Source organism: Candidatus Symbiopectobacterium sp. 'North America' (genome assembly GCF_015762685.1).
Taxonomy (GTDB): Bacteria; Pseudomonadota; Gammaproteobacteria; order Enterobacterales; family Enterobacteriaceae; genus Symbiopectobacterium.
This window is the reverse complement of sequence record NZ_PEHF01000073.1, coordinates 68,416-89,230: the sequence shown is the minus strand read 5'-3', so window position 1 is coordinate 89,230 and position 20,815 is coordinate 68,416. Positions and strand designations below refer to the sequence as shown.

Sequence of the window (20,815 nt, the reverse complement as noted above, 5' to 3'; positions counted from 1 at the left end):
GTAGGTGTAGGTATTACATGATTTTTTTCAGGATGCGCTGCCCCGATTTGGGGAACAACTGCGCCATCTCTTCCAACGTCATTTGGCCGTAGTCGTATTTTTGCAGGTGTTCCAGGAACGAGGCCAACAGTTGCGGGTTCTCCATATAGGGAGACGGTGCAATATTGCCATACAGCGATTCCACCTGTTTCAGTCCCTGCACGAGCAACTGCGTGGCATTGAGCGTACCCGCATCCATTAACTGTTTGCTGGCAACCTGACTCAACGGCACACCGCGTTGCAGCCCCATGGCGCTGACCCCTTCCGGCGTATTCAGCAAGAAGTTGATCAACTGGGCAGACTCCTGTGGATATCGGGTGTTTTTGCCGATGGATAACATCATGGCAGGTTTGTAGAACATGCCACTGTCTTTGGCGCCCGGCAGCGTCGGATAGGGCCCCACTTCCAGCGTGGCCGGCGCTTTCAAGCTGCCGGAAAAGGTGTTGTCGGTACTCCAGGTGTGTACTCCGCCAATCTTGCCTTCCAGCCAATTGGGAATTTCCCAGGCGTTGGTTTTACCGTAGGCGGCGAAAAACTTCATGTTAGGGATGACGTGTCCGTCGACCAGTTTTTTATACATCCCGAAGTAGTCCAGCCACTCCTGCGGGGTAAAGGTGAAGGACTGGGTTTTATCATCGATCATGGTTTTGTTGTATTTCTGAATCATGTACGAGTTCAGAAACGTCATGATGGTGGTGTCGTGATTAGCCAGCACGAACGGGTAGTGATCGTCGCCCAGTTTCTGTTTAAAAACCGGACCAGCCGCCAGCATGTCATCCCAGGTCTGCGGATAGCTCAATCCCGCTTTTTGCCACAACTCCGGGTTGTAATACATGGAACGCCCCGTCATAGCGACAGGAATAGCGTTAAGCTTGTTGTCCACGCTGGTCATTTTGAGCGCTTGTGGGGAGAACTGTGTCAGGTCTATCCCTTTGGCATTGTTGAGGTTATAGAAACCGTTGCCGTCCTTGGAAAACAGCACCAGCCAGTTCCAGTTGGTTTGCATCACGTCTGGCTCGGTGTTGCCCGCCAACTGGGTGGTTAATTTGGAGAGGTAGCCATCCCACCCTGCGGGTTCTGCTTTCACCTTGATGTCCGGGTGCGCTTTTTCAAACGCGGCAATGGCGGCGAGCGTTGCCTGGTGGCGCTGGTTGCCTCCCCACCAGGAAAAACGCAGTTCTTTGGTTTGAGCCTGTGCACCAGCGATTCCTGTTACGGCAAAACTCACAGCAAAGCATAAGGGCAGTAATTTTATTTTCATAGCAACCTCATTATTTTTTTAGGGTAAGGCATTCGTCCAATGATTTCGCGGAGTGAGATTAAAACTTCACGACAGCCTTCAACAGATTTTTATTATTGACTATTTCAGTTTCATAAATCGCCGCGAAGGATGAAAAGTCAAATCGATGGCTTAACATCATTTCCGCACTGATTTTTCCTTCACTCATCAATCTTGCCACTTTCGCAAAATCCTCATGGGTGGCATTTCGGCTTCCTTTCATGGTTGTCTCCTTTTTATGAAAATCAGGATCGGAAAAGGAAAGGTTTCCTTTAAATAAACCAACAAAAATAATTTGTCCACCATGGCGAATAAGATTAACGCTGTTATTCATCGCGATTTCATTTCCGGTGGCATCAATCACTTTATTGGGCAGTTCTCCCTGGAAATTGGCACGAAGTTGTTGCTCAAACTGGGGGGATGCCGGGTCCAGTACCGGTATGCCCAGCAGGTTATGGGTATGCACCTGCCGTTCTGCTTGGGTATCGGCCAGTGCGATATCCAGGCCGTCCGCCAGGCCGATGGCCGCGACGCCCAGCCCAATCGGGCCGCCGCCGACGACCAGCACGCTGTCGCCCGGCGTACATTCAGCGCGACGGATTGCGTGAGCGCTGATGGCAAAAGGTTCAATCAGCGCAGCCGCAGCCGGGTCAATGCCTTCTGCCAGCAGTACGTTACTTTCTGGCACGGCGATATATTCCACCATACCGCCATCCTGATGTGCGCCGATAACCGAGATATTTTCACAGCAATTCGGACGATGATTTAAACAAGCACTGCACGCGTTACAAGAGAGATAAGGAATAACGGCCGCCTGTTGTCCAATATGAAAACGGGTGACATTATTCCCGATGGCAACAACGTCACCACAAATTTCATGATCGAGCACGCGAGGATAATTAAAGAAAGGCTGTTTCCCCGCCCAGGCATGAATGTCGGTGCCACATATGCCGACCGTTTTGACTTTTAATAATACGTCGTTTTCCGCTGGTGTTGGCACGGGTCGTTCTTTATATTCGAATTGTGTGGGTTGTCGGCATATAAGACTTTTCATTTTTTATTCTCTACATCAATTTCCCCTGGTGCATTTATCTTTTCCTAAAACCAAGGACCATGTTGCAGAGTGTTTTCAGTAATGTGATAAATCACACTGACTTCGGCTCTTAATCGGTTTTTAATGAATAAAAAACCATAAAAGGTACTTTATGAGCCGCACACCAACCTTACGCCAGCATGTAATTAATCAGTTTCTTGATGCGATAAATCAGGCTTCGCTGGTTTCCCCGTTGCCTTCGCAGGCGGTGCTGGCCGAAATGTTCAACACCAGTCGGACTACCGTGATGCACACGCTGGATTACCTGACAGAACGCGGCATCGTGGTGCGCGAAGGCGGCAAATATCACATCGCGCGCGTGCCGGAGAACAATGATGGTTTTGATGTGATTGCGGAAACGCTGGAGGAACAGACGGCACTGTTCGAAAAGCGCTTTTATCAAATGATCAACCAGCGCCAGATAGTGCCGGGCGATGGCTTTACCGAACTGCAATTGGCGCGCTGGTGCCATGTCCGACCGGTAGTCGTGCGCGAATTTTTGCTGCGCTTCTCACGTTACGATCTTATAGAGAGTCTGCGCCGGGGCTATTGGCGTATAAAGCAGTTCGATCAAGCCTATGCCGAAAAACTGTTCGAACTGCGGGAAATGTTGGAAACGCACGCGCTAAACGCCTTTATGAACTTGCCCGACAGTGACCCACGTTGGATCACGGTGAAAGAACTGCTGGAGAGCCACCGCGAACTGCGCAATCGCATTCAGGAATACTATCGCCTATTTTCGCCGTTGGATCAGCGACTGCACCAACTGATTATTTCTGCTGCGGATAATCCGTTTTTCGATCAGATGAGCGAGCTAATCTCGGTGGTGTTCCACTTTCACTACCAGTGGGACGAGCGTTCGCTCAAGCAACGCAATACGCTGGCGGTGGAGGAGCATCTGGCATTGCTGAGTGCAATGCTGTGTCGCAACGATCTGCTCGCGATGAGTGAGTTGCACCGCCATTTGGATACCGCGAAACAGTCGATGATCGATTCGATGGAGCGACAAATGCCCGCCAACGCGGCGCCTTGAGCGCCGCGCTGGCGGAGGGCGGTAATGCTGGGTAGCTCAGTTGTTCCGGTATGCGCTGCATGATGACCTTGCCGTGACGAATGGAAACGCGCGCTTTGGCCTGCTTGCGCACGGCTTTGTAGTCGTTTTCTGCATCCAGAATCACCAGATTTGCCGGGCGGCCCACAGCAATGCCGTAGCGGTTACCGAGGTTGAGTGCCTTGGTGCTGTTATCAGTGACGAAATCCAGACAGCGTTGCAGGTCGTCATATCCCATCATGTGGCAAATGTGCAATCCGGCATCAAGTACGCGCAAGATATTGCCATTCCCCAGCGGATACCACGGGTCTTTGATGGAGTATTGTCCAAAACAGACGTTCATACCCGCGCGATCCAGTTCCGCCACGCGGGTAACGCCACGGCGTTTCGGGAAGGTGTCAAAGCGCCCTTGCAGGTGGATACTCTCGGTGGGGCAAGAGACAAAACTGATCCCTGAGCGCTTCAGCAGACGGAACAGTTTGGAGCAGTAGGCATTATCGTAAGAGCCCATCGCCACGGTGTGGCTGGCGGTCACTAATTCACCCACTTGACGCGCGCGCCTCTTCCGCCAGCACTTCGAGAAAACGCGACTGTGCGTCGTCGGTTTCATCGCAGTGCACATCCACCAGACAACCGGTGCGTTCAGCCAAATTCATCAGAAATTTGATGGAACTGACGCCTTGTTCACGGGTGTATTCGAAATGGGGAATGCCGCCAACCACGTCGGCCTCCATATCGATCGCGGCCTCCATCAGGCGGCGGCCATTATCTAAAGATTCAATGCCCTCCTGCGGGAATGCGACAATCTGAAGATCGATCAGATCGCGCGCTTCTTCTTTCACTTCCAGCATCGCTTGCAGCGCGGCCAGCGTCGGGTCGGTTACGTCGATGTGGGTGCGCACATGCTGAATGCCGTGATCGCGCAACATACTGATGGTGGTGTGGGCGCGACGTTTGGTGTCTTCGTGGTCGATGGTGGCTTTGCGCTGGCCCCAGCGCTCAATGCCTTCAAACAGTGTGCCGCTCATGTTCCATTCTGGCTCTCCTGCCGTCAGGCTAGCATCCAGATGGATATGGGGCTCCACCAGCGGAGGGATCACCAGATTGCCTGCGGCATCAAGCACATCGGAGGCAGTAACTGGCGCGATTAAGGTCGGTTGCGCATCGATGGCGGCGATCGCGCCATCCTCCAGGGTGAGGGTGAACAGGCCGGATTGATGACGCAGTGCGGCATTGATGATTTTCATAGAAACTCCTGCTGTTGCGCATGAGACATGCGCCAGATTAAGAGGGCAACGGAGACGTTGAGTCGCCACTGCGGATCGTTCACGCGGTGGTCGGATTGACGTTCGATCCGTTGCAAGCGTTGATTGAGGGTGTTGCGGTGAATACCGAGACGCTCGGCGGCTTTGATAACGTTGCCGTTTTCTTGCAGTATTGCCTCCAGCGTGTCGATCAACAGCGCCGGATGTTTACGGTTGGCGGCAAACAGTGGTCCTAGTGTTTCTTTCATAAAACGGTTGATCAGCTCTTGATCGGGAATTGCTGTCAGTAATTGCAGCACGCCCAAGGCGCTAAAGTCACAGATCCCTTTGTCGGGACGCATGCTTTCAGCCACTTCCAACGCGCGTCGCGCCTCACCTAATCCGCGTCGATAATGGTGTGCCTGGGTGACTGTGCAAGAGAGGCCACAAAATAGCGACAGCGGTTGGAGCGACGGGCTTAATGACTGGCGCATTTCTCCCAGCCAGGCTTTGCCATCAAGAAACGCTGCATCCTCTTCGGGCCAGAACAGAATAAACAGTTCACCCAGCGTGACCAGCGGCAGCGAAGCGGGCTGGGCGGCAAGCCGCTCTTCCAGCGCCTGTTGCAGCGTCTGACGCGCGGCTTGTAGCTGCGCTTCTGCACTGTCCGGCGGATGGTTATCAAACAATGCGGGGATACCTGACAGGCGCAGAGTAATCACCCGGTGCGGGCGGTTCAGCGTCAACTGCAAATGCGAAGCACGTTGACGCGTCAGTTCGATGCTGGGGTAATCGCCGGTAAGCAGTTGGGTCAGAATTTCCCGCTGTGAACGTAGCAGGCTGTCGCGTTGTACCAGCGCCGTACCCACAAGCTGAGTGACGATGACCATCTTCAGCATGTAGGGCTGTTCAATCAGGGGTATACCCAGCAGATCCGCCAGTGCAACGACAGAATCAGGGATTGCATGAATAAACGCCTCACCGGTGAGAATAACCATCCCGGCGATGCCGCTCTGATGGCCTTCCTGCAACAAACGCAGCAGATTTGCTTCATCACGGGCGTGGTTGATGCCGGTAACGAATACCAGTTCACCGCCCATGATCCAATCCGCGATCCCTTCGTTTTCTGCCACGTAGTACCAGCGTATCGGTCGATGGCAGTGGCGTTGGCCTGCGCGTAGCCGCAGGGCTTCAAGCTCTGGCAATGCCAGAATGTCATCCACCGTGAGGTTCATGACTTATTCTCCTGACAGCGCCATCGTGGGCGCAAAACGTTTTGCCAGCACGCTCAGCAGCACATAGCTGCCTGCCGAAGCGGCAATCCCCACCAGTGGTGCAATCCACGGTGACAAATAAGCCAGAACTGCACCGATAGCATAGGCACTGAGGCCGATGTAGTTGAAACGGGGCAAAGTAGTGGATTGAATGGATGGATACTGGCAGCGATAGCGGAAAACATAGTCCGCCATGATAACCCTGACAATCGGAGGGATGATCGATCCCAGCAGGATCAGAAACGGAATCAGCATTTCATACATGCCACCAATCGCGAGCACAATGCCAATGGCGGCACCTATCAGCGTCAAGGTACGACGTCGCTCGCTGTGCAGCAGGTGGCAGGCGGCGGAAACGTTGTTGTTGTAGATGGTCGGCCCTTGAATGGTCCACAGGTTCAAACACAGCATGATCACCGCAGCGATTGAGAGCCCCTGCAACATCATCACGGCAACAATATCGGCCTCTTTATAGACGATGGCGCAGTAAGCGCCGGAAATGATCATCAGCCCATTACCGCCGAGGAAACTGATAAAGCTTGCGCTGACGGCGATGCGGCCGCTGCGTGCCAGGCGTGTCCAGTTGGTGGCCTGCGTTGCACCACTGGCGAAGGTGCCGAACACCATGGTGATAGCGGCGGAAAAGCTCATGGTTTGGTCTGGTACAATTTTCGCCAGCCCTTGCCAGCCGCCGACGTCATGCGTGGCAATCCACATGGAGACAATCAGCATCACAAACATCAGCGGTACCGAGATGCGTGACAGCGCATCCAGCCCTTTGTAGCCGACGATGGCGGTCAGGCAGAAGCCGAGGCCAAACAGCACCATCAATAGCGATGTTACGTTCTCTGGCAGCGCCAGCAGCTTGACCAGCGCAATCGCTACCGTGGCGGTTCCCCAGGCATACCAACCCAGTTCGGCAAAACCGAGCAGAAAATCAGAGAGTTTGCTGCCATGTTCTCCGAAACAAAAACGGCCCATCAGAACCGAGTTCAGGCCGCTGCGCGCGGCGATCAGTGCCAGTGCGGCAGCATAAGTGGCCAGCAAGACATTACCGATAATCGCCACCCATAGCATATCGACGATATTGAATGCGACGCCAATTTTTCCGCCAGCAAACATGGTGCCGGTAAAAAAGTAAAGCTGAACAACACTATGGAGATGGAGAGTAATCCCTTGCGCCCCTCTTTGGGGGCTTCGCTAAGGGGAAATTCGTTTTGAGCCGACATCGTTGCGTTCCTCTGAATATGCCCTCGCGAGAGCTGATAAAAACGCCGGAAATACAGCAATATCCGTGCCCGTTTTACGGCAGAAAAAGATGGATAAACAGAATAACGTTATCAGTGCATGGTGCACACTTATAGCTGTTTTTCACTGTTTATTCGCCCCGTCTTTGTGTATGGTGGTGTGCGTTGCACAAAAATGGGGGATGTCTTTTAGCAGGGAAAAAGACAGAACCGATGTTCAAATCCAGGGAATATGCTAAATAATTCGCCGGATCATTTGCGACTGATTTATTATTGCTAGTAAATCTGGCTCTTATGTTATTTTCCGTTCATGTTAGTGGCGTATTTTCTTTCTGCGGCCTTGCGGTTCAGGCTGTAAAAACGCAGTAGTGTGCTGCTGGCATGAGCTTTGATGATTTGACGAACGTTGTTGTGATGGACATTGTTGCGATGAACATTGATACCACGTTCCTACCGATACCCGAGGGTATCCGAGGTTTCTGTGCAGTTAACCAGTTTTACGGATTACGGATTACGCGCGCTGATCTACATGGCATCACTGCCTGAAGGGAAGATGACGAACATTACTGAAGTAACGCAAGTGTATGGCGTCTCTCGTAATCATATGGTCAAAATTATCAATCAACTTAGTCGGGCTGGCTTTGTGATGGCAGTGCGCGGTAAAAATGGCGGCATCCGTTTGGGCAAGCCTGCGCAAACCATTCGCATTGGCGATGTGGTACGCGCGCTGGAGCCGCTGTCTCTGGTCAACTGCAACCATGATTTTTGCCACATCACGCCGGCATGCCGCTTAAAAGGGTTGCTGCAAGAGGGCGTTCAGCGCTTTCTCTGCGAACTGGACCAACATACGTTGGCCGATATGGTGAAAGAGAACCCGCCGCTTTATAAATTATTGTTGGTTGAATGAAGTCCGTTCAGCCTTCTGCTGAAGACAACGGAGGAACCGCAATGTCCCAAGATCCATTCCAGGAACGAGAAGCAGAAAAATACGAATCACCCATCCCCAGCCGCGAATACATTCTGGCCCACATCGAAAAACGCAATACGCCCATTAGCCGCGATGAACTGGCTGCCGATTTGGAACTCACTACGGAAGAGCAGCAAGAAGCGCTACGCCGTCGTTTGCGCGCGATGGAGCGTGACGGTCAACTGGTGTTTACCCGCCGCCAATGCTATGCGTTGCCGGAAAAACTGGATTTGCTGCGTGGCACGGTGATCGGCCACCGCGACGGTTTTGGTTTCCTGCGTGTAGAAGGGCGCAAGGACGATCTGTACCTGTCGGCTGAAGAGATGAAACGCACTATGCACGGCGATGTGGTGCTGGCGCAACCGCTGGGTGCCGATCGCAAAGGGCGGCGTGAGGGCCGTATCGTGCGGGTACCGGAACCGCGTACCGGGCAGATTGTCGGTCGCTACTTCCTTGATGCCGGTATGGGGTTTGTGGTGCCGGATGACAGCCGCCTGAGCTTCGATATTCTTATCCCGCAAGAGAACATCAACGGCGCCCGTATGGGCTACATGGTGGTGGTTGAGTTAACGCAACGTCCCACGCGCCGTACCAAAGCCATCGGGAAGATTGTTGAGATCCTGGGCGATAAAATGGGTACCGGCATGGCGGTGGATATCGCACTGCGCACCCACGATATCCCGCACACCTGGTCGAAACAGGTCGAAGAACAGATCAAAGATTTCAACGAGCAGGTCCCGGAAAGTGCGAAAAAAGGGCGCGTCGATCTGCGTTCGCTGCCGCTGGTGACGATTGACGGTGAAGATGCGCGTGATTTTGACGATGCGGTCTACTGCGAGAAAAAACGCGGTGGCGGCTGGCGTCTGTGGGTTGTCATTGCTGATGTAAGCTATTACGTGCGTCCCAACACACCGCTGGATCATGAAGCGCGGGCGCGCGGCACCTCGGTCTATTTCCCTTCGCAAGTGGTGCCGATGCTACCGGAAGTGCTGTCGAACGGCCTGTGTTCGTTGAACCCGGACGTGGATCGGCTGTGTATGGTGTGCGAGATGACCATTTCTGCGACCGGCAAGCTGACGACATACAAATTCTACGAAGCCGTGATGCGTTCCCATGCACGCCTGACCTACACCAAGGTGTGGCATATGTTGCAAGGCGATGCGGAACTGCGTGCGCATTACCAGCCGCTGGTAGGCGGATTGGAAGAGCTGCACAAGATGTATCAGGTGCTGGAAAAAGCGCGTGAAGAGCGCGGCGGTATCGCCTTTGAAACCGAAGAAGCGAAGTTTATCTTCAACGCGGAACGTCGGATCGAACGCGTGGAATCGATAGTACGTAACGATGCGCACAAACTGATTGAAGAGTGCATGATTCTGGCCAATATCTCGGCGGCCAGGTTCGTTGAGAAAAATCAGGAGCCTGCGCTGTTCCGGGTGCACACTCGCCCGAGTGAAGACCATGTGCTGGCACTGCGCAGCGTGCTAGGTGAGCTTGGTTTGACGCTGAAAGGCGGTATGAAGCCGGAACCCAAAGATTATGCAGAACTGATGACGCTGGTGGCGGATCGCCCCGACCATGAAATGCTGCAAACCATGATGCTGCGCTCTATGAAACAGGCAATTTACGATCCGGAAAATCGCGGTCACTTTGGTCTGGCGCTGACATCATACGGTCACTTCACGTCGCCGATTCGCCGCTATCCCGATCTGTCACTGCACCGTGGCATCAAATATTTACTGAGCGATCGTCGCGAGCGTTGGACGCCGACTGGCGGTTGGCACAGCGATCTTAATGAAATGTTGCAACTGGGCATGCACTGTTCACTGACTGAGCGGCGGGCAGATGAAGCCACGCGCGATGTCGCCGACTGGTTGAAATGTGACTTTATGCAGGATCACGTCGGTGAATCTTTTACCGGGATTATTTCCAGCGTTACCGGCTTTGGCTTCTTTGTGCGCCTCAACGATCTGTTTATCGATGGTCTGGTGCATGTCTCGACGCTGGATAACGACTACTATCGTTATGACAATGTGGGCCAACGCTTGATCGGTGAATCGAGCGGGCAGGTCTATCGTCTGGGTGATGAAGTCGAAATTCGCGTGGAAGCGGTCAATATGGATGAACGCAATATCGATTTCTCTCTGCTCTCCAGCACACGCAAAGTGCGCGGTGAAGGCAAGACTGCACGCGACAAGGCGAAAAAACCGGAGCGCCGTGAGGCGCGGCCAGCACGGCGCGGTGTTAAGAAACCGGCTAATTTTGAACCTGACAGTGCGTTTCGCTAGGACGATAGAGCAAGGAAAAAGGCTGCGCCCGATAAGGTGAAAGCAAAGGCCAAGGCGAAGAAAAAGACCGACAAGGCGCAGAAAAACGCCGAGAAAACGCGTAAAATCGCCGCCGCCACCAAGGCGAAACGCGCCAGTAAAAAGAACGCGGCACAGTAATGCCCGCAGCGAACGGCGGAGCTTCCGCCGTTCGTTAACACACCACGTTTGAAGAGTATCAATGAGCGAAATTATTTACGGTATCCACGCGGTCAACGCCCTGTTAGAACGCGATCCACAGCGTTTTCTGGAAGTATTGATCCTCAAAGGGCGTGAAGATCGCCGCTTGCAACCGGTGATCGCGGCCTTGGAAGCTAATGGCATTGTGATTCAGGTAGCGAATCGTCAGTGGTTGGATAGCAAGGTCGAAGGGGCCGTGCATCAGGGGATTGTGGCGCGCGTCAAAGAGAGGCGTCAGTATCAGGAAAACGATTTGCCGGATCTGCTGGCAAGTGTAGCACAGCCGTTTTTGTTGGTACTGGATGGCGTTACCGATCCTCATAACCTCGGTGCGTGCTTGCGTAACGCGGATGCCGCCGGGGTGCATGCGATCATTGTGCCGCGCGATCGTTCTGCGCAACTCAATGCCACCGCGAAAAAAGTGGCCTGCGGGGCGGCGGAAAATGTGCCTTTGATCCGCGTGACCAATCTGGCGCGCACGCTGCGCCTGTTGCAGGAAAATCAAGTGTGGATCGTCGGGACCACGGGTGAAGCCGACCACACGCTCTATCAAAGCAAGCTGACTGGACCGCTGGCGCTGGTTATGGGTGCGGAAGGGGAAGGGATGCGTCGCTTGACGCGTGAACACTGCGATGAGTTGATCAGTATCCCGATGGCCGTTAGCGTTTCGTCGCTTAACGTTTCGGTTGCGACCGGCGTTTGTCTGTTTGAAGCGGTCAGACAGCGTCTGACGTAACCACCCCTGTTTTGTGCATCAACGCGTCTGCTTAGCGATACAGCACGGCGCGTGATGTCCACACGTTGGTCAATGCGTGCTCTTGCTTCAACGTGATGGTGTAATAGCGTGCGCCGTAAGCGTCTGCTTTTTGTTGAATGGCACGATCGGCGCCGTCGCTACTGCCTCGCACGTTGACCGATATCGAGCCCATTTTCTCTAAGGTGCCGGTTTGCGCATAGACGATAAGCTGCGCCTACTGCGTTGGCGGCGGCAGCGGCATTGGCTTGCTTTGAAAAGCACTACAGGCGCACAGCAGCGTCATGAGAAAAAAGGTGATGAAACGCGTAAGCGCAGTCATAAGTTCCTTGCAACTGTAAAAAAGGGCGGGGGAGTTTCGCAGCTTGCCCTGAGTGAACAGGGGCGTCAAGCCCCTCGGTGGTGGCGCGTTATTTCACCAAATGTACTGATTTAACGTCGATCTTTACGCTATTCCAGTCTTTATCTACTTCGCCTTCGATACGTATTTTGTCATTGGGCATGACTGTTTGCCCTGTCCAGCGTTTGTCATCGATATCAACATTGACGGTGCCAGAGCTGTCACGAAACTCGTACAGTTCATGTCCTAACTGCCGCACCAGATGACCTTCCAATACCACCCATGCATCGTCCCTGAGCGTTTTAGCCTGTTCTACGGTGGTCAAACCGGGCGCCGGGCCTTTAAATCCGCCCGACGTAGTGCCTGCGTTGTTCGGTGCGACAAATCCCCCTTGTTGCGCAATCGCACCAACAGAAACGGCACCCAATAAAAGGGCGATAAGCGTTCTCTTCATCATGATGTCCTTGAGGTTATGGCCTGAGATAAGTGTGGATGGTTATGCTATTATTCTCAAGAAATGAAACGCTTTATCCTGTCTTTTAGCGATTTTATTGTGTCTTATAACAAGGGTGTTTTCTATAACATGCTGTTTATTATTTGATTTATCATCCCACCTTTTTTCACTCATCTTTTTTGACCCTTTTAGAAAGGTATCTTTCCATGACGCTGTTACCTCCAGTTTGGGGCGCATCTGGCGGCTCAATGTATTCTGTGATGCCACCGTCCCGGTGTAAAACGCCATCAAACCTGGTTAACGATGAACGTAAACCGCTACGAGATACGTTGCGCGCGGTATCCGTTTCCCCTCTGACGTTGGAATCCGGTGTGGAGACCGCTAACAAGGCATTCAAGCCTGGTAACACGCGGGGAAACACAGGAGCATCGCGCGTTAAAAAAACAGTGCTATTGGGGGGACTTCTGCTATTGGGCGAAATGGCGTGGCGGGCAGGGGCTACCGGGATCGCCGCTCTTCGCTCGCGATATCAGGATGAACCTGAGAGGCTGCTTATCGATTTGTATCCTGGCACTGCCCACGTTGGGACATTTTCACCCTATTTACCTCCCGCCGGATATCGCGATAGCGTATCGGCGATTTTGCCGCTAGCGTCCGAGTCGGTGAAACACGCCAGAGCGCTTGCTGACGTGAACCCGGAGGTGTATCCACAGGTTGAGGTGTTTTCAGACGCTGAGCATATGGCGCTGGCGGATTATTTGCGTCAGTTTCAGACCTCAGAGGAAAGGCACTCGGATCACGCCATAAGAGCGCGGCGCAATACTAAGAATTCTTCCTCACCGATCTCTCGTTTTAACCTGATGTATGACCGCGCTAAATTACCGGCGACAGATAAGTCTCATGTCATTGCCATATTGAGTAATGAATTTTTGCGTTTTCCCTTGCAAGACATTAAAACACGAGGACCCGCTTACACCTGAATGGTTCTCGATATGCTATTGTTGGGGCTGGGGGAAAAAGAGACACCATTTCGCCTTAGCTATCAAAAGCAGGGACGTGCAGCCCGCCGACGGCTGGGGAAATTCAGCCACATCAGCTACGTCAAACAGTATCTGAATGAAACGCCTCCGCATTTTGCGCCCAGGCGCAAGACGGCCGCAGCGCAATCGTTGATGAAAAAATATGCGCTGGAATCCCGTCAGCATGCTATTCACCACTCCGCATACTGGCAGGGAAATGCGGCAGGTCTGAACCGTGTAATAACAGACGTGTACAAGAAATACTATGCGCAACTGGCGGAACATTTTCCGCCTCCGGCGCTCGATCAATCTCATCAAATCATGTTTGTCCATCGGATGCTCAATGAGGATCGGATCTACCTGCCTGAGCATTTCACCACTAAGGCGCTTTATCTGGGTGTTCACAAGCGAGAGGCGCTCGTACAAAGGGACACTTCCTTCTATTTCCCTCCCGATGCCAATCCCTTTTTGCGTCTGGCGTGTATGAGAACGCAGAGCATTGCGGACCATATCGCTACGGAGCTTGGCGCGTTGCTCAGCGAACTGAAGGCCAATACCACGTTTCAGCCCCTGTTTGAGGCGACGCTCGACTTTCGTGCCATTGGTATTGTGATTCATGCGCTTGAAACGCTCCATTCATCTGATATTCCCCCTGCCATTCGCCATTTTCTTGAAGGCAAACTTAATCCGCAGTTGGTGACCATGAAGGATCGCGTTGTTCCGCATCTTCTTGCCCTGTCCACCGTGCTTGATTCGCGCGTGGTGTATATTTCTCTGGCCCATTCAGAGATGAAAATTGCCGATCGTTATGCATTTGACCCTGCGTTTGAAGACATTATTCGTAAGCATCTCTCTATGTTTGATGAGCAGCGCTTGGCTGAGGGGGATTGAAACCTACGCTGATGTGTAATCCGAATATTTATCGTGGAGTGGATCTTCCCGCATTTTGCCTACAGTCGGAACTGCGGTTGGAATATCGACAGCATTATCAACGTCGGCTGTATCAGGCTCTGCTGGATCAGATGGAGAAGAACATCGATGCAGTGGTGTATACCCGTGATGAGTTTACCCGCGACAGGAATTTGATGTTTTATAAAAGGGCACTGGCCGCCACTGATACCATTGCTGGCATGCTGTTGCTGACAGTGACTGGCCCCACAGGCGCTGCGGTACTGGCAACCATCGGGCTTGCCTCTGGTTTGGGCGAAATAGCGGTCAATTTGCAACAGGCTGCCAGCACTGATAATGGTGCGGTGTATGAGCAGGCACTCTCCGAAGCACAAATCGGGGCGTGGTTTCTTGCATTTGGCACCTTGGGTGATGTCATTGGTGCAGGTCATTTGAGTGTCAAACAGATACAGGCACGACAAATGAGGGTATCTGCGGGCAAGAGTCAATCATTTGTGCCAAAGTCGGTTCGGTTAAAAGGCAAAAAAATCAGAGGTGAGCGACGCTATAGCGGCAATCTACTCTATAAAAGCAGCCCTGATTTTACGCCCATCAAAGTACGTAATGCGCGTGAGGTTGGCGCCGTCGGCTATCGTACCCTGGCAGATGACCATTATGTGCAGTTTTTTACCAAAAGCCCCAAGGGTGCCCGACAGCACGGCAGCAAAACCCTGGTGATTTCTGCCCATGGCGGCTATTTCGATAGCGATCTGGCTCAACCCAGCGTCATTCTCCCTTCGGATATCACGTTAAAAATGCTCTCTCCACATGGTACTTTTCTTGAGGATCCGGGGCTGGATACCGTGATGAACGATGACGTGGGTTTTCGGGCATTTTTAACGATAAGAGGGAAAAAGCAGGAGACGTATTTTATTCCCCAGCACCACGATGAGTGGCGATATAACGATGATTATCAGCCGCACAAAGTAAAAAACAGCATGGGACGCGCGGAGGGGTTGCAGAATTATTGCCATTTCCATTATGAAGGTGACACAAAATGGAAGATCGGTCAGGCACTGGTGAAAAATCGGCGATTGGCTGTGGAACACAAAGCCGCGTTAAGCGATGTGTTGATCGTTAACACTCAGCTTAAATATGAGATTGATTCCGATCCGCTGTTGGCGAGCGTTCAGCGCGTGATTGATCTCGACAAGAAAAGGAAACTGCTGAACGTCAACGGTGAGCGCTACAACACGCTAGTGTTCTCCCATTGCCGCTGTAATTTTGCACTGCCTGAAGATCAGATATCGACTTACCGATTGGTGTATCCCGCACCGGATAACCTGTCTGAGGGGCAGAGTCTGGTCAGAGTAACGCGCACCACGTTGACGCGCGAACACGATGGCTTGCCCTTTCAGCGTTACGATGAAGATCTGGGCGACACTGCGTTATCCTCTGGCGCATTGCCTGTCGTGTAAACACCGCCGGCCTCACGTTGCCTGAGCGCAGCGGAGGCCGGGAGTAAAACCCGTGCTTAACGTTGCAACTGCGTCAGCGTAGGGGTTGATTCGTTTATCTGAAACACGCTGACCAGTTCGGTAAGATGATGCCCCTTCTGGCGCAGTCCTTGTGCCGTGTACTCCGAATTACTCACCAGTTCAGTGCTTTTCTGCATTGCCTGACCAATCTGCACCACGGCGATATTGACCTGTTCGATGCCTGTCGATTGTTCACGTGAGGCGGTGTCAATTTCATTGATGATGGTGCTGAGCTGATGAATACGTTGCAGTAAATCGTCCATTGCCGACTGGGTTTTGGCGGAAATACGATAACCCGCTTCAATTTTTTCCAGAGATTCGTTAATCAGCGTTTCAATCTCCTTCACCGCGGTTGCGCTGCGCTGTGCCAGCGCACGCACTTCGGCAGCGACCGGCGAAGCCTTTACCGTGCTCTCCGGCGCGAGCCGCTTCTACTGCCGCGTTCAGTGCCAGAATGTTGGTCTGGAACGCGATGGATTCGATCACTGAGGTGATATCGGAAATACGCTGCGATGAATCCTTGATGTCGCTCATGGTAGAGATGCTGTCGCTCACGCGCTCGCTGCCGTGCTGAGCGGCGTTGGCGCTCTCTTTTGCCAACTGGCGCACGCTGGAAACGTTGTCCGCGTTTTTCCTCACCGTCGCTGAAATCTGCTCCATGCTGGCAGAGGTTTCTTCCACGCTGCTGGCTTGACGGCTGATTTGCTCGCTGATGTTTTCGCTATCTTGTGCCAGCGCATCGGTACTAACGCTGATCTCTTCTGCGGAGGCGCGCACCTGGGCGACGATGCGCGTCAACCCTTGCCCGATGCCGTTGATGGCACCGATCAGGCGGCCCACTTCATCATTGCGTTGCGTGGTCAGCGTGGCTTGCAGGTTCCCAGCAGAGAACTGTTCCGCCACTTTCACCACGTCTTCCAGCGGTCGGCTTAGCCACTGGCGCGTCAGTAACATAAAGAACACGGCGAAAATCAGCGTCAATAAGGCACCGCCAGCCAAGAACAGATTGCGTGTGTGAGTGATGTTAGCCAGCAGGCTGCTTTTGCTCAGCGTACCAACGATCACCCATCCCCACTGCGGCACCGCCTGAAAAACTATCACCTGTTCCTGTTCGTTCGGCGACAGGCTGTTGTCACGGAACTCCAGCGTGCCGTCATGGGCACCCAGAATCTGGCTCAGTGCACCTTCGGACCAGTCAGGACGATGGTTAGCGCGCGTTGGGTGGTAGAGGTAATTACCGAGCTCGTTGCCTTTTTTCGCATTAATCACGAAGAAATGCCCATCTTCGCCAATGCGCTTTTCCAAAATGCGTTGCTGCATCAGGGTGAATTCACGCGTGATATCGATGCCGACAAACTGGATGCCGATAATCTGGCCTGATGTATCCTTGATGGGCGTGTATTGGGTGATGTACTGCTTGCCGAACAGCGGAGCCAGTCCGCTATAGGTGCCGCCCTTCATAATGCTGGTGTAGGCCGCGCTTTCCCTGTCGAGCCGGGTACCGATGGCGCGGGTGCCATCCTCTTGTTTCAATGAGGTCGTGGTGCACACAAAGTCATCGCGGTCGCGCACAAACAGTGTTGAAATTGCGCCAGTACGGCTGAGAAAATCATCCACGATGGCAGTGTTCACATTCAATTGCGTATCGCCCGCTTTCAGCGTGGGCTGTGAGCCATCGCCGTAAGGCACTCGCTGGGTGGTATCAATGCTGTATTGGGTAGGGAGGAAACTGGCGAACAGCGTGCTGTAGTTACCCACTTCCGCTTGTAACCCGGCATCGTACATAGTGATCATGTCTGTCACACCGGTCACCTGGCTCTGCATATCGTGCAGCGTCAGCGCTTTTAACTGATCGCCCGCAGAACGCGTCAGTGACAGTGTGAAAACCAAAAACAGCACGGCCAAACTCAGCGAGGCGATCGCCGAGAGCTTGATGCCTAAACCCCAGTGTCGAAAAGAAGAAAATTGCAGCATGCTATGTCTCTTTTATTAGTACAATCCGTGCTGGAAAATGACCCATGATGTTGTCAACCGCCGTACAGCCAAGCGCCAGCAGTTAACGCCAGTAACGGCAGAGTAAGTAAATAATTCATCTGATTTGTGTAACTTTACATTGCAGTCTTTGTTATAAATCATTGCGAATTTGTATTTAAAAAAATTTATTTTTGGTGATAGGGTGTTAGGCAACCCGAGTTTATGTTTAACGATGTGCGGAAAGAAAAAAGAGAGAGAACCCACATGGTAGAAATTTCGCCAGATACCCTGAACGGAATTGATGTCCTGCATGCGACCCCCAGCGGTCAGCAGGAGTATCCATTACCGACGATATTCTTTTTTCATGGCTATACCTTGTCCAAGGAAGTATACGCCTATTTTGGCTATGCGTTAGCACAAGTGGGTTTCGTGTTATTTTGCCTGACGCGGCGATGCACAGCGCGCGTTATGACGGTGATGAGGCCCGCCGTTTACGCCATTTCTGGGATATTCTGCAATTTAACGTGCAGGAACTGCCGGGGCAGGTGGATTGCGGATGAGAAAATTGGCGTTGCGGGCGCATCGCTCGGGGGCATGACCGCGTTGGCCAGCATGACGCGCTATCCGTGGATTTCAGCCGTCGCTTCGTTTATGGGGTCCGGATATTTTTCTGCGCTGTCGCGCTCGTTTTTCCCTCCGGTCCCCACAGGAAGCCCGGGGTCTGACGATTTGTTGCGTCAGTTGGCGCAAACGCTGGCCAATTATGATGTCACCGACCGGCTGTCTGCGTTAGCAAATCGCCCGCTATTGCTGTGGCATGGACGTGGTGCCCGCAGCCGATAGCGCGCGCTTGTATGCGGCACTGAAAGCGGATAATCAGCATCATAACGTCACCTACCTGACGGAACGTGACGTGGAGCATCGCATCACCCCGTTAGCGCTAACGGCGGGCAGTCGCTTCTTTACCCGGCATTTTGCCTCTGTGCCATTGACCGAGACGCCGATAGCCGCTACAGCCTGACGTATCCCGTTCACGCGTTGTGGTTACTGCTCAGGATAGATGGATGCCATCTGCCAGTGGGTAAAGGTCTGGCAGTACGCCACCCCATTTTCGGCATAAAGCGCGATGCCGCGTCCTTCTGTTGGTGGGTAAATACGGCTGGTGATACAGGTTTCCCCTTGATTGACAAAGACTTCCACTGAGAAACGATCGATAAAAATCCGCAGATCAAGCGTGTCGCCATCGGGCAGTGCCACACTGCGATAGCCGCCGACGCCCAGTTCGGATTGACTGTGATCCAACACCAAACGACGAGACTGCGTATCGACATAAAATCGGGTGACGTAGCGCCGATCGTCGCTGACGGCAATCTCGATGCCGAAGCGTTCCGCCTGGCTTTTTTGAATATCCCACATCATGTGAATTTCTGCCTGAAGCGCGCTGATCCCCAGCCTGCGTCGTTGGTTGTTCAGCGAAAAAGCGGGTAGGGTATGCGCTTCCCGACGTAGTGCTTGCAGTTCCCGCACCGGCATCATTCTGACGCGCCCTTGCGCATCCAGCGACAGTTCGCGCGGCAGCGTGAGGCATCCGGCCCAGCCGTCGGGCGGGGTGACTATCACCCCGTGTTTGGTGAAATGGAGGCCATCCTCGCTGGTGGCAATGCATTGTACCTGGCGGATCGCGCCGTCATTCCCGACACCCTGTAACCACACGTGACCGGTATAGATAAGCGTAAGAAGGCCATTGTCATTCACGGCGCAACCGGAAAAACAACCGTCCCTATCGAAGGCGTCGCCGGATGCCAGCACAATGGGTTGATGCTGCCAGTGCACCAGATCGTGGCTTGTCATGTGTCCCCAATGCATGGGTCCCCAGTGTTCATCGTAAGGATGGTGTTGATAAAACACATGATAGCGGCCATCACAGTACGCCAACCCGTTCGGATCGTTCATCCAGCCTGTGAGAGGAGCGAGATGGAAAGCCGGGTAAAAACGCGCTTTTCGCTGCTTTTCCAGCAGGTGCTGGGCCTGACTGGCATCGTGAAGCGTTTGGTTTTTTATCATGGCATGCACTTGTCATCGTTGCTGAACAACGGTTCCGCTGGAGAGAGCCGCCCGAATTGGATGATAAAAATTGTCGACGTGAACACTGAGGCTGGCAAACGGTCGTGTCGGGTCACTGAGAGATATATCACGATTATTGGCGCTAACTCGTTAATAATAAGTGAGTTGTATTGATTTTTGTAAGTTTGGTTTCCAAAAAGTGACACAGGGGCCATGACAAAACGGCGAGAGAACGCCTTGCGCTTATTAACGGGGGTAAGTATACTGATGCGTCATTTTTTTCAGCCGCATACACACGTTCCTTGCTTCCATGGGCCGCGGCTGGCCCTGACAGGAGGCTGAAAAATCCGTAAGGAGCTATTCGATGCGTCATTACGAAATCGTATTTATGGTCCATCCTGACCAAAGCGAACAGGTTCCGGGCATGATCGAGCGCTACACTGGTGCTATCACTGGTGCAGAAGGCAAGATCCACCGTCTGGAAGACTGGGGCCGCCGTCAGCTGGCTTACCCGATCAACAAACTGCACAAGGCACACTACGTTCTGCTGAACGTTGAAGCTCCGCAGGAAGTGATCGATGAGCTGGAAACTAACTTCCGCTTCAACGATGCCGTTATCCGCAGCATGGTTATGCGTACCAAACTCGCTGTAACTGAAGCGTCTCCGATGGTGAAAGCGAAAGACGAACGCCGTGAGCGTCGTGATGAATACGCTGAAGCCGGTGATGATGCTGAAGCTGGGGATTCTGAAGAGTAATTGCCGTGGCGACCGCTAATCGTCTGGAACTCTCTGGCATGATATGCAAGGCGCCGGTACGAAAGGTCAGCCCGTCGGGCATTCCTCACTGCCAGTTTGTGCTTGAGCACCGCTCGGTACAGGAGGAAGCCGGACTTCGTCGGCAAGCATGGTGTCGTATGCCCGTGATTGTCAGCGGACGTAAGTCGCAAGCAATTACCCACAGTATAACGGTCGGTATGCTCATCAGGGTTCAGGGCTTTATTTGCAGCCATCAAGGGCGCAATGGGCTGAACAAACTGGTGTTACATGCCGAGCAGATTGAATTGATAGATTCTGGAGACTAGCCA

General features: G+C 53.0%; 14 protein-coding genes and 5 pseudogenes. 10 read left to right on the top strand and 9 right to left on the bottom strand.

The annotated features are described in order from the left end of the window. Positions 1-13 precede the first annotated feature (13 nt). Entirely contained in the window at positions 14-1,300 is a 1,287-nt protein-coding gene (locus CS369_RS15515; RefSeq protein ID WP_196907809.1) for an ABC transporter substrate-binding protein, read from the bottom strand. A 58-nt stretch (positions 1,301-1,358) separates the two neighbouring features. Next, complete coding sequence (locus CS369_RS15510) at positions 1,359-2,372, bottom strand: zinc-binding alcohol dehydrogenase family protein (RefSeq protein ID WP_196907808.1); 1,014 nt, start codon at positions 2,370-2,372, stop codon at positions 1,359-1,361. Between the two features lie 151 nt (positions 2,373-2,523). Between CS369_RS15510 and CS369_RS15505 the strand changes: the two genes are divergently transcribed. Then, positions 2,524-3,444 (top strand): GntR family transcriptional regulator, encoded by a 921-nt coding sequence (locus CS369_RS15505; RefSeq protein ID WP_196907807.1) that lies wholly within the window; start codon positions 2,524-2,526, stop codon positions 3,442-3,444. A gap of 31 nt (positions 3,445-3,475) precedes the next feature. Here CS369_RS15505 and codA read toward each other — a convergent pair. The 3 genes and pseudogenes from codA to codB all read right to left on the bottom strand — a co-directional run. Next, positions 3,476-4,709, bottom strand: a pseudogene (gene codA, locus CS369_RS15500) (cytosine deaminase); the annotation flags it as partial. Continuing rightward, positions 4,706-5,941, bottom strand: coding sequence for a PucR family transcriptional regulator (locus tag CS369_RS15495; protein WP_196907806.1), 1,236 nt, complete (start codon positions 5,939-5,941; stop codon positions 4,706-4,708). The gene CS369_RS15495 and the pseudogene codA, both read right to left, overlap by 4 nt. Before the next feature lie 3 nt (positions 5,942-5,944). Then, positions 5,945-7,209: pseudogene (gene codB, locus CS369_RS15490) on the bottom strand (cytosine permease). A 499-nt stretch (positions 7,210-7,708) separates the two neighbouring features. Here codB and nsrR point away from each other — a divergent pair. The 3 genes and pseudogenes from nsrR to rlmB all read left to right on the top strand — a co-directional run bounded on the left by nsrR (position 7,709) and on the right by rlmB (position 11,434). Beyond that, positions 7,709-8,134, top strand: coding sequence for a nitric oxide-sensing transcriptional repressor NsrR (nsrR, locus tag CS369_RS15485; RefSeq protein ID WP_196907805.1), 426 nt, complete (start codon positions 7,709-7,711; stop codon positions 8,132-8,134). Positions 8,135-8,175: 41 nt separating this feature from the next. After that, positions 8,176-10,638 (top strand): annotated as a pseudogene (gene rnr, locus CS369_RS15480) (ribonuclease R). Positions 10,639-10,699: 61 nt separating this feature from the next. Then, on the top strand, positions 10,700-11,434 hold the full coding sequence (gene rlmB / locus CS369_RS15475) for a 23S rRNA (guanosine(2251)-2'-O)-methyltransferase RlmB (protein ID WP_196907804.1): 735 nt from the start codon (positions 10,700-10,702) through the stop codon (positions 11,432-11,434). 31 nt (positions 11,435-11,465) lie between these two features. Here rlmB and CS369_RS15470 read toward each other — a convergent pair whose 3' ends face one another. Both CS369_RS15470 and CS369_RS15465 read right to left on the bottom strand, forming a co-directional pair. Further along, entirely contained in the window at positions 11,466-11,627 is a 162-nt protein-coding gene (locus CS369_RS15470; protein WP_196907803.1) for a YdgH/BhsA/McbA-like domain containing protein, read from the bottom strand. A 235-nt stretch (positions 11,628-11,862) separates the two neighbouring features. After that, positions 11,863-12,246: a YgiW/YdeI family stress tolerance OB fold protein gene (locus CS369_RS15465; RefSeq protein ID WP_196907822.1), complete on the bottom strand. Its 384-nt coding sequence runs from the start codon at positions 12,244-12,246 to the stop codon at positions 11,863-11,865. A 206-nt stretch (positions 12,247-12,452) separates the two neighbouring features. Between CS369_RS15465 and CS369_RS15460 the strand changes: the two genes are divergently transcribed. Genes CS369_RS15460 through CS369_RS15450 form a run of 3 tightly spaced genes read left to right on the top strand, consistent with a single transcriptional unit; the run spans position 12,453 to position 15,631 of the window. After that, on the top strand, positions 12,453-13,226 hold the full coding sequence (locus CS369_RS15460) for a hypothetical protein (RefSeq protein ID WP_196907802.1): 774 nt from the start codon (positions 12,453-12,455) through the stop codon (positions 13,224-13,226). A 12-nt stretch (positions 13,227-13,238) separates the two neighbouring features. Then, entirely contained in the window at positions 13,239-14,156 is a 918-nt protein-coding gene (locus CS369_RS15455; RefSeq protein ID WP_196907801.1) for a hypothetical protein, read from the top strand. Between the two features lie 11 nt (positions 14,157-14,167). Beyond that, positions 14,168-15,631, top strand: a complete 1,464-nt coding sequence (locus CS369_RS15450) for a putative adhesin (RefSeq protein WP_196907800.1) — start codon at positions 14,168-14,170, stop codon at positions 15,629-15,631. A gap of 56 nt (positions 15,632-15,687) precedes the next feature. On the opposite strand, the pseudogene CS369_RS15445 reads toward CS369_RS15450, so the two are convergent. Next, positions 15,688-17,665, bottom strand: a pseudogene (locus tag CS369_RS15445) (methyl-accepting chemotaxis protein). A 264-nt stretch (positions 17,666-17,929) separates the two neighbouring features. Between CS369_RS15445 and yjfP the strand changes: the two are divergent. Next, positions 17,930-18,686 (top strand): annotated as a pseudogene (gene yjfP, locus CS369_RS15440) (esterase). Between the two features lie 23 nt (positions 18,687-18,709). Here yjfP and CS369_RS15435 read toward each other — a convergent pair. Continuing rightward, positions 18,710-19,729 (bottom strand): GH32 C-terminal domain-containing protein, encoded by a 1,020-nt coding sequence (locus CS369_RS15435; RefSeq protein ID WP_196907799.1) that lies wholly within the window; start codon positions 19,727-19,729, stop codon positions 18,710-18,712. A 364-nt stretch (positions 19,730-20,093) separates the two neighbouring features. Here CS369_RS15435 and rpsF point away from each other — a divergent pair, with 364 nt between their 5' ends. Then, complete coding sequence (rpsF, locus tag CS369_RS15430; protein WP_196907798.1) at positions 20,094-20,486, top strand: 30S ribosomal protein S6; 393 nt, start codon at positions 20,094-20,096, stop codon at positions 20,484-20,486. Between the two features lie 5 nt (positions 20,487-20,491). After that, positions 20,492-20,812, top strand: a complete 321-nt coding sequence (gene priB / locus CS369_RS15425) for a primosomal replication protein N (protein ID WP_196907797.1) — start codon at positions 20,492-20,494, stop codon at positions 20,810-20,812. The last annotated feature ends 3 nt before the right edge of the window (positions 20,813-20,815 follow it).